Origin of the sequence: uncultured Nostoc sp. (genome assembly GCF_964245575.1) — a bacterium.
GTDB lineage: Bacteria > Cyanobacteriota > Cyanobacteriia > Cyanobacteriales > Nostocaceae > Nostoc.
This window is the reverse complement of record NZ_CAXTNP010000266.1, coordinates 335-10,827: the sequence shown is the minus strand read 5'-3', so window position 1 is coordinate 10,827 and position 10,493 is coordinate 335. Positions and strand designations below refer to the sequence as shown.

Annotated in this window: 6 protein-coding genes; all 6 read left to right on the top strand. The window is 40.4% G+C overall.

Annotated elements, in window-relative coordinates; translation table 11 throughout:
- Positions 1–11 precede the first annotated feature (11 nt).
- The 6 genes from ACFFAP_RS30505 (at position 12) to ACFFAP_RS30480 (ending at position 9,935) form a co-directional block, all read left to right on the top strand.
- A complete protein-coding gene (locus ACFFAP_RS30505; RefSeq protein ID WP_375514724.1) occupies positions 12–4,790 on the top strand; it encodes an amino acid adenylation domain-containing protein in 4,779 nt (1,592 codons plus the stop codon).
- A 114-nt stretch (positions 4,791–4,904) separates the two neighbouring features.
- Positions 4,905–5,657 (top strand): 2OG-Fe(II) oxygenase, encoded by a 753-nt coding sequence (locus tag ACFFAP_RS30500; RefSeq protein ID WP_375514723.1) that lies wholly within the window; start codon positions 4,905–4,907, stop codon positions 5,655–5,657.
- A gap of 57 nt (positions 5,658–5,714) precedes the next feature.
- A complete protein-coding gene (locus ACFFAP_RS30495) occupies positions 5,715–7,361 on the top strand; it encodes a sulfotransferase (RefSeq protein WP_375514722.1) in 1,647 nt (548 codons plus the stop codon).
- Positions 7,362–7,364: 3 nt separating this feature from the next.
- Positions 7,365–8,450 carry a polysaccharide pyruvyl transferase family protein gene (locus tag ACFFAP_RS30490; RefSeq protein ID WP_375514721.1) on the top strand — a complete coding sequence of 362 codons (1,086 nt, stop codon included), beginning with the start codon at positions 7,365–7,367 and terminating at the stop codon, positions 8,448–8,450.
- A 78-nt stretch (positions 8,451–8,528) separates the two neighbouring features.
- Positions 8,529–9,716 carry a hypothetical protein gene (locus tag ACFFAP_RS30485; RefSeq protein WP_375514720.1) on the top strand — a complete coding sequence of 396 codons (1,188 nt, stop codon included), beginning with the start codon at positions 8,529–8,531 and terminating at the stop codon, positions 9,714–9,716.
- 75 nt (positions 9,717–9,791) lie between these two features.
- Positions 9,792–9,935 (top strand): hypothetical protein, encoded by a 144-nt coding sequence (locus ACFFAP_RS30480; RefSeq protein WP_375514719.1) that lies wholly within the window; start codon positions 9,792–9,794, stop codon positions 9,933–9,935.
- The last annotated feature ends 558 nt before the right edge of the window (positions 9,936–10,493 follow it).

The window sequence follows — 10,493 nt, the reverse complement described above, 5'->3', positions numbered from 1 at the left end:
AGATGAGGGAGATGAGGGAGCAGGGGAGCAGGGGGGATAGAGAAGACCAATTCTCTAATTACGATCGCCAAGCGTGTACGGAGTACTCTCGTCTTTATAAAACTGGAGATTTAGCTCATTATCTTCCTAGTGGCAACATCCAATTTTTAGGTCGCCGCGATCGCCAAGTCAAGATTCGTGGTTTTCGCATTGAACTCGGAGAAATTGAAACTGTTCTCAGTACTCACCCCCAAGTACGACAAGCCATCGTTGTTGCTAGGGAAGATAAACCAGCAAATAAATGTCTAGTCGCCTATCTGGTTTCTCATCAGGAATCTCTCACTAGCGGTCAGTTGCGTGATTTCCTCAAACAGAAACTGCCAGAGTATATGATTCCGTCAGCATTTGTGATGCTGTCAGCTATACCTCTAACTCCTAGTGGGAAGGTAGATCGCAAAGCACTACCAGCGCCGGATGAGGAATTAAGTCGAGACAACTTTGTACTACCATGCACGCCGACAGAAGAAGTGATCGCTCATATCTTCACCTCTGTTTTGGGGCTGCAACAAATCAGCATCCACGACAACTTCTTTGAAATCGGCGGACATTCTCTTTTGGCAACTCAAGTCATGTCTCGATTGCGAGAATTTTTCAATGTGGAGTTACCCCTGCGCCGCTTGTTTGAATTGCCTACAGTTGCTCAACTAAGTCAGACACTCTCAGAGTTTGAGCAAAACGAAGCAGATCTGATAGTTAAGAGTCCCAAAGGGATAGAAAACTTAAAACTTACCATAACTCCTACTCAGAGAACATCAAACCAGTTTCCTTTATCTTTTACTCAAGAAAGATTGTGGTTTCTTGACCAACTAGAGGGAAAAAGTTACAAATATAATATTCCTATAGCGCTTCAAATTCAGGGAAACCTAAATATTGCTGTCCTAGAACAAGCCTTAGTAACAATCATTCAACGTCACGAAATTCTGCGTACCCGCTTTACAACCATTAATGGAACGTCGGTACAAGTGATTGATTCCGATACCAATTTAACCCTACCAGTGGTGGACTTGCAGGAGTTTCCCCAAGACCAACGTTACAATCAAGTGCAACAAAAGGTGAAGGAGGAGCTAGAAACCCCCTTCAATCTTTCTCAAAGTCACAGTCTGCGAGTAACGCTGTTGCAAGTAGCCTCGGAAGCGTTTGTACTACTTGTTAGTATGCACCATATTGTCTCCGATGGTTGGTCTATCAGTATCTTCATTCAAGAATTATTTACTCTCTATCAAGCCTTCTTATCCAAGAGTTCTTCTCCCTTACCCAACTTACCCATCCAGTACGCCGACTTTGCAGTTTGGCAAAGACAGTGGTGGCGTGAGGAAAGTTTGGAAACTCAACTTCATTACTGGAAGCAACAATTATCTAATGCACCACCCATATTAGAACTACCAAGCGATCGCCCTCGACTGAGCGTACAAACCTTTCGGGGAAAAAGCCTGAGCTTCACGCTCAATAGAGAGCTAAACAAGCAACTACAAACTCTGAGCAAAAGCACAGGCACTACCCTATTTATGACTTTGTTGGCAGCCTTTGCTACCTTACTTTACCGTTATAGCGGTCAAGAGGATATTAATATAGGCTCTCCCATTGCTAATCGCAATCGCTCTGAAATCGAACCTCTAATTGGCTCTTTTGTTAATACCTTGGTGTTACGCATTCGCATCCAAGATAATCCTAGTTTTGCTGAATTACTAACTCAGGTACAACAAGTAGCTTTGTCCGCTTATGAACATCAAGATGCTCCTTTTGAAAAAGTTGTGGAAGGCTTACAGCCAGAGCGCAATCTCAGCCACAATCCACTGTTCCAAGTAATGTTTGTCTTGCAGAATACAGCGATGGGCAAACTAGAACTGCCTGGTTTAAGCCTAACTCCCTTAGCCCTAGAAGCTGTAACCAGCAAGTTTGATATCACTCTGTCAATGGAAGAAAAAGAAGAAGGATTGACAGGAAGTTGGGAATATAGTAATGATTTGTTCGATGAACAGACAATTGCAAGAATGGCAGAAAATTTTCAGGTGTTGTTAGAAGCGATCGCCACAAATTCTCAGCAACCTATTGGTCAACTGCCTTTATTGACAAATTCTCAACGACATCAGTTATTAGTAGAGTGGAATGATACCGTTACTAAGTATCCAATTAATAAAACAATTCCTCAACTCTTTGAGGAGCAAGTGCAAAAAACACCCCATGTCATAGCGGTGGTGTTTGAAGATGAGCAACTGACTTACCAACAGTTGAACACCAAAGCAAATCAGTTAGCGCATTCCCTGCAAAAACTAGGGGTGAAACCAGAGGTATTGGTGGGGATTTGTGTAGAGCGTTCTTTAGAAATGGTGATCGGGCTATTGGGCATCCTCAAAGCAGGTGGGGCTTACTTGCCGCTCGACCCTACTTATCCCCAAGACCGCCTAGCCTTCATGCTCGAAGATGCTCAGGTTCCCATCCTGCTAACTCATTCGCAGTTAATTTCCTCTGTTCCACCTCACCAAGCACGAGTTATCTGCTTAGATACCGACTGGGCAACAATTGCCCAATGTAGTCAAGAAAATCTCCATAGCGAAGTCAACGCCGAAAACTTAGCATATGTCATTTACACGTCTGGCTCAACCGGAAAGCCAAAAGGGGCGATGAATACTCACCGAGGGATTTGCAATCGCTTGTTGTGGATGCAGGAAGCTTATCAACTAACGGCTAGCGATCGCGTTTTGCAAAAAACGCCCTTCAGTTTCGACGTATCGGTTTGGGAATTCTTTTGGCCTTTGATTGTAGGTACTCGTTTAGTCATCGCTCAACCAGGCGGACATCAAGATAGCAGTTACTTGGTGAAAGTAATAATCCAGCAGCAAATTACAACACTGCACTTTGTTCCTTCCATGCTGCAAGTCTTTTTGGAAGAGCCAAAAGTCACAGCTTGCAACTGCATCAAGCGCATTATCTGTAGTGGCGAAGCGCTACCCGTTAGCTTGCAAGCACGTTGCTTTACCGTACTTCATGCCGAACTGCACAACCTCTATGGGCCAACTGAAGCTGCCGTTGACGTAACTGCCTGGAAATGCCAGCGAGATAGCAATATGTCAACCGTTCCCATCGGTCGCCCTATCAACAATACGCAAATCTATCTGTTAGATTCCGATTTGCAACCTGTACCTGTAGGCGTTCCCGGTGAACTTTACATCGGTGGGGTTGCTGTCGGACGAGGCTATCTCAACAGACCGGAACTCACACCTGAAAAGTTCATTTCTAATCCTTTTTGTAACAGCAAAGGGGCAGAGGGACAGGGGAAAACTACCCTGTCACCTGTTACCAAGCTTTACAAAACTGGTGACTTAGCTCGTTACCTGCGTGACGGCAATATAGAATACCTCAAACGCCTTGACCACCAGGTAAAGATTCGTGGCTTTCGTATTGAACTAGGAGAAATTGAAGCTATCCTCAGCCAATACTCAACTGTACACCAAACTGTAGTCATCGTCCGAGAAGACCTACCTGGCGATAAACGCTTAGTCGCCTATCTCGTCTTGAATCAGGAGGAAGCACCCACAATTAATGAACTGCGCCGTTTATTAAAACAGCAACTGCCCGAATACATGGTGCCAAACGCTTTTGTGATACTGGATACTTTGCCGCTCACACCAAATGGCAAAGTAGACCGTCGCGCCCTCCCTGCACCAGATAAATCTAGCTTCGATGATAAAAGCTTTGTACCCCCCCGCACCCAAAGCGAAAAACAACTGGCACAAATTTGGTCAGAAATTTTGAATGTACAGCCAGTGGGAATCAAAGATAACTTCTTCGAGATGGGGGGTCATTCTCTGATGGCGGTTCGCTTGATGGTCAAAATTGGACAGGAGTTTGGGAAAACTTTACCGATCGCCACACTTTTTCAATTTCCCACTATTGAAGATTTGGCGAATCATCTTGGGACTGACAAAGATACCCCAAGCCCTTCAATTTTAGTCCCGGTTCAGCCAAAAGGAAACAAAACACCTTTGTTCTGCGTTCATCCCATCGGCGGTGATATTCTCTGCTATGCCGATTTAGCCGCTCGTCTTGGTGATACTCAACCATTTTGGGCTTTGCGATCGCTGGGAATAGAAGGAGAGTGCGAACCCCTAACCCAAATTGAGGATATGGCTGCTACTTATATTAGAGCCTTGCAAATTATCCAGCCTCAAGGCCCCTACCAACTCGCTGGGTGGTCTATGGGTGGTGCGATCGCTTTTGAAATGGCTGTTCAATTACTTGCTTCTGGACAAAAAATTTCTCTGCTAGCTCTAATTGACAGCTATGCACCTATCCCTCAATTCAAAAATTCTCAAGAGATGGAGCAGGCAATGCTATTAGTTGATTGGGTGAAAAATCTGAGTGGATCTAACCTAGCTGTGTCAGTATCAGTCGAAAAATTGTGCCTTATAGAACCACAGGAGCAACTAAACTACGTTCTGGAGCAAGCTAAAAAAGATGAACTTTTGCCAACAGAAATGGAGCAAAAGCGAGCCAGTTTGCTATTTCAGGTATTCAAAGCTAACTACCTAAGTCTGCATTCTTATATTCCCCAGCCTTATCCAGGTCAGATTACTTTATTTTGTGCCAGTGAGACCCCCAAGCAAGAAAACCAAGACCCGACCCAAGGTTGGGGAGAATTTGCAAAGGGTAGTATAGATATGCACAATATTGCTAGCAATCATTTCTCAATTATCCGAACCCAGATGCTAGCTGAGTTAATCAAAGCTAAACTCGCAGATTGCAGTTTTTAGTCTGCTCAAGTAAAGTATAATATTTGATTTAAAAAAGCATTTTAAAAAGACTATAAGTATTAACACAAAAAGCAGAGGTGTATTTACCGATTAGTTCCTAAAGGATAGCTGTTCATGCCACAACTAATGCCAAAAGTAAATTTGTTAAATTCTAATCTAGACAGGAAAGCAATCAGAAAAAAATACAAAGAGTACTCAGCTATACAAATAGATAATTTTTTCTCAGATTTTTATGCAGAACATCTGTATAACTTTTTTTATAACCAAATATCGAGTGATATGTGGTGTTGTGCTACCTACCCTAGTCCAAACCCAAATACAGATAAGAATGTTTACAATGTTTATAAAAACAGGTATCTACCCACTTTGCAAGATAATATAGAGCAGGGCAAGAAAACAGCTAGAGATGTATTTAAATCGAATTTATTTGCCTATATCTTTGACATAACGTTAGATAATCATCAAGAAACGTGTAATTGTGTTGAATGCCAACTTCGGCAATATCTAGCCTCTAGTGAAGTCCTTGAATTCTTTTACGAAAGTACAGGAGAAAAAGTTATCCAACCTTGGGAAATAATGATAACTAGATACACTCAAGGAGGTTTTCTCGCTCCTCACACAGATTCAAATAATGGAAAACTCGCTTTTGTGTATAGCTTAACAAAAGGATGGAAACCAGAGTGGGGAGGGAATCTTCATCTCCTTAATGAGAAAGATTGGACTTCGGTTGAGCGAGTGCTACTACCTAAGTTTAACCATCTGACAATATTTAGTGTAAATAACAATCCCATGAAGCCGCATTTTGTTTCTGAGGTCAGTCACGCAGCATCAACTGAAAGAATTTCTATTGCTGGCTGGTATCAGTAACGTTTGCAATCCTTGGAATTCATATTAAGCAGTATCTATTATTTAAAGGGTAGATAAATGAGGGTAGTTGCATTATTAACGGTCAGAAATGAGGAGCGTTTTTTGGCAAGGTGTCTAGAACATCTTTATTCTCAGGGGATTGAAACCTGTTTAATTGATAATGCTTCTCATGATAGAACTTTAGAAATAGCCAAAAGTTTTTTAAATAAAGGTGTATTTAGAATTGAACACTTACCTTATCAAGGGTATTTTGAATTATCTACAATTGTATCAAATGAAGAAAAATTAGCAAAGGAAATAGATGCTGACTGGTTTATTCATCACGATGCTGATGAAATACGCCAAGCACCAAAGCCTTATCGTACCTTGCTTGAAGGAATTGAAGATGCAGATCGTCAAGGTTATAACGCAATCAATTTTGACGAATTTGTATTTATGCCAACTAGTAATGATGAATCATTTGAGGGAAAAAACTATGTCGAAGAAATGCGTTACTATTACTTTTATCAACCAGATACATTATATCGATTAAATGCATGGAAGAATCTGAATATTCCGATTAATCTTAGTGATGCAGGTGGACATCGTGTGGTATTTGAAGGACAGCGGATTTTTCCTGTATCGTTCATTTTACGGCATTATGTAGTCCTGAGCCGAACTCATGCTTTGCAAAAATATCTTGGGCGCGTACACTCCATGAAGGAGACTGCTGAACGTGGCTGGCATCAAGTAAGCTCCTCATTTACACCAGAGTATTTAAGCTTTCCCAATCGAGAGCGACTGAAGCTTGTCAGTGCTGATAACAGCTGGGATAAATCAGAACCTTGGTTACATCAAGAATTTAAGGGTGAGAAACCATTTTTGACCAACCAAATAACTGCATGTGAAGATGAGCAGGTTCAGCAGAGCCAAGGAAAAAACTGGAAACAGAAGCTGTTCAATGAAACTACCTATCCTCCAATGCCAATCATTGTCAGCGTTGGTCATTCAGGTACAACTCTGCTACGTCTGATGCTTGACGCTCATCCAGAGTTATCTATTCCGGCTGAAACTCATTTCATGTCATCAGTGCTTCAACTTAAAAGTGAGGACGATGTTCTGCGTCATGAACTATATAATACAGTTGTTAATACTCCAAATTGGGGTGACTTGAATTTATCAAAAGAAGACTTTGAGAATCAACTCAGAACAATCAATCCGTTTAATCTTTCAGATGGTTTAAGATGCTTTTATAAGATGTATGTACAGCAGTTTAATAAACCCCGATGGGGAGATAAAACCTTACAGTATCTTACACATATATCTGATATTCAAACTGCCCTCCCTGAAGCACATTTTATCCATATTATTAAAGATGGACGAGATGTTGCCTTGGCTAAAATCAAGTTCGGAGTCGAACCAGGGAATGATATTGAGGCTCAAGCTAGTGATTGGTTGTGGCGGATTCGAGAAGTGCGTCAACAAGCACAATTCTGCCCCCATTATTTAGAGGTTCATTATGAAGACCTGATTACGGACACCAAGAGCGTCTTGATGAAAATATGCCAATTTATCAATTTACCTTACAGTGAAAACCTACTTACACAGTTAATACCTGATCGCACTCGAATCAACTGCTGGCAAAATGAAATGAGCGATTGCGATAGAGCCAAGTTTGAAGCAATTGCTGGTAGTATGCTGCGCGAGTTAGGATATGAAATTTGAATAATGACTATTTGTAACCCAGAAAAAATTAAAGAAATTCTGCATAGAGCCTTAGAACAAGCAGGAACTTTTGAACAATGTGCGCTACTGGATTATCCCGAACATCGCAATGTTGGCGATCATCTTATCTGGTTGGGTTCCATATTTTACCTATCGGATGTTGCAAAAACAAAAATTAACTACACTGCTGCCATCAAAAATTTTTCTGGTTCAGCAATGGAGAAACAAATTGGCAAAGCTCCTATATTTCTTAATGGTGGAGGAAATCTAGGCGATATTTGGCCGGAATATCAAGCATTTCGCGAGCATATTATTTCTAAATATCGAGATCGTCCAATTATTATTCTGCCACAAAGCATTTATTTTGCTAATCCATTTAATTTAACCAAAGCCGCACTAATTTTCAACTCTCACCCAAATTTGACTTTGTTTGCTCGCGATCAATATAGCTATGAAATAGCACTTAAACATTTTTATAACTGCCATATAATTCTCTCACCAGACATGGTTTTTCAGATGGTTGAAATGCCGGGTTTATCGTTCCAATCAAACTCAGAATTACCCATACTGTATCATTGTAGACAAGACAAGGAACTAGAGCCGAGTTTTGTGTCTGCTTCTATTAATCTTCCTAATTTAATCGTAGAAGACTGGCTTTCATTCAAGTTGTTAGAAAAATTTGATGATTTGCCTGTTGCTGTCGAACTTCAACAACTTTCTCAAAAAGTCGGGCAAAGAAACTCAGAAACTAATCAAGAGTCGGTATCCTGGCATAAATGGTACTATCATCATCCTTATGTAGCTAAGTTTAATCAACTATATAATCCCTCTGTACATCAAAAAGCATGGGCTTTTATGTACAGTGGAATTCAGCAATTCCAGCAGTATCGTCTAGTTATTACAAACCGATTGCACGGTCATATTCTCTGTACTCTTTTAGGAATTCCTCATATATTTTTACCTAATTCTTACCATAAAAATAAAATGTTTTATGAAACATGGACTTCCCAAATTCCGTTTTGCCGATTTGTTAAAGATGCTTCGGAACTTGAGGCTAATGTTAGAGAGCTTTTGGATGAAGCTTTATAATATACTGACTTCATCTTTCTTAAAAAATATCTTCTCAATGCCTCTTCTATCCCACATTTAACAAAAGAAAGTTTAGTGATGCCTCAGATTCATATTTGGCAAGAACAAACAGTCAAAATCAATGACTCAATCACTGTTAGCGCAACAATTGAAATTCCCAACCAAGAGCGAAATAGCCTGTGGTATCGGGTACAAGCAGAGCATAGCTCTCTGCTAACCCAAAGTTGCGACTCATTTGTTGTTGCCATGATTTTTCTGGCTATGAGCCAAGGTACTGATGTATTGGTTCATGGTGAGGTTTCTCCCTCTTTGCTACAAAATCTGGAAGAGTTTCAAGCAGTGTGGTCATGCTGGAGGCCAAAGCATTACCAGCAAGTTGAAATTACCGTAGATATTGAGCGAGAACACTCCGTAGTCAATAGGCCAAAACGAGCAATTTCTGCTTTTTCAGGTGGGTTAGATAGCTGCTTTACCGCGTTTCGTCACAGCCGAGGAAAGTGTGGTAGAAGTCAGCGTCCTCTAGAAGCAGGGTTAATGGTTCATGGGTTTGACATTCCCCTCTTTGAGCAAGAATCCTTTGACAGAGCGGTGCAGAAATCTAAGTTGACTCTTGCTAGTCTGGGTTTAGAACTTATTCCTATGGCAACCAACTTCCGTGATTTCAAGCAGAATTGGGAGGATACGCATGGAATAGCCGTAGCTTCGTGCCTGATGCTATTGCAGGGTGGTTATTCAATAGGTCTAATACCTAGCTCTGACCCTTACCATGCAGTCGATCTATCCTGGGGATGGGGTTCCAATCCCTTAACAGATCCACTACTGTCCAGCAGCACTTTTCCAATTATCCATGATGGTGGAGCCTTTTCGCGTCCAGCTAAACTCATGCAGATTGTCGAGTGGACAGAGACCTTACAAAATCTCAGAGTGTGTTGGGAAGGCGAACAGAAAGATCGTAACTGTGGATACTGCGAAAAATGCGTTCAAGCTATTCTAACTTTTCGAGTATTAAAACTTGGTTTGCCCCCATGCTTTGAAAATGATGTTACTGACCAGGAAATCGCCAGAGTTTTGAAAAGAAATCTCTTGATTGAATATGCTCCCATCCTGGCATTTGCTAAAGACCGTTCCATCTCTGATTCATGGGTAACAGTTTTAGAAGAGTTTGTGAACACTAATGCTGTTACAGAAGAAAATCCATTATGTGCATCTCATGCATACAGATGTTTAAGGTGTACTAGAATAAATTCTCTTATTAATTCAACGTGAGTTCGACGAATTGAAAAAGGTACAAAAGAAGGATATCCTCATCAGCATTTTGGTTTACAATATAGAACTCCAAAAGTGTTTCAGTGTAACGCTTTATATAAATATGGTTTCAGCCTTGAAGAATTTATTAATCTCAGCATGGATAAATATAGCGAAATTAAAGACGAAGAATTTGTTGCTACATACAATGAACTACGAATTGCTGAAGATTTTTACTAGGGTATTAATAAAAGATTATGAGGTACAATCAAATTTGTACGTTCCTATAGCTAAAGTAGCAAATCGCTTAATACCATATTTCCGGAAGTTGAATAATCCTCTAAATAATTCATTTGTTTACTTAAAAATGAAAACTATAGTCTATCAATCTTATCGTACTTACAATGTACCCACTTGGATTAGTACCTGTATGCAGACAGTCAAAGATTGGGCAACGCTGAAGGGCTTCGATTACCAAATGATCGATGATAAACTATTTGATTATGTTCCAAATTGGTACAAGGAAAAGGTGAATGGAAAAATACAGCCAATTGCCGATTTAGCAAGGCTAGAATTAGCGAAAGAGTTTCTTTTAAAAGGATATGAGCGAACTGTTTGGATTGATGCTGACATTCTGATCTTCCATCCAGAACAGTTGAATGTTAATGTTATAGAAGAATATTTATTTTGTCAAGAAGCTTGGATATCGCTAGAACCAGGAAGTAAGGTAGAGTCAGGCAAAATTATTTGTAAAAATAAAGTTAATAATTCTATGATTGTATTTACTCAAAATAATAG

Excerpts from the sequence above, each read along its gene's own strand:
- ACFFAP_RS30495 (WP_375514722.1), top strand. The coding sequence starts at position 5,715 with ATGAGGGTAGTTGCATTATTAACGGTCAGAAATGAGGAGCGTTTTTTG.
- ACFFAP_RS30500 (WP_375514723.1), top strand. The coding sequence starts at position 4,905 with ATGCCACAACTAATGCCAAAAGTAAATTTGTTAAATTCTAATCTAGAC.
- ACFFAP_RS30505 (WP_375514724.1), top strand. The coding sequence starts at position 12 with ATGAGGGAGCAGGGGAGCAGGGGGGATAGAGAAGACCAATTCTCTAAT.
- ACFFAP_RS30490 (WP_375514721.1), top strand. The coding sequence starts at position 7,365 with ATGACTATTTGTAACCCAGAAAAAATTAAAGAAATTCTGCATAGAGCC.
- ACFFAP_RS30485 (WP_375514720.1), top strand. The coding sequence starts at position 8,529 with ATGCCTCAGATTCATATTTGGCAAGAACAAACAGTCAAAATCAATGAC.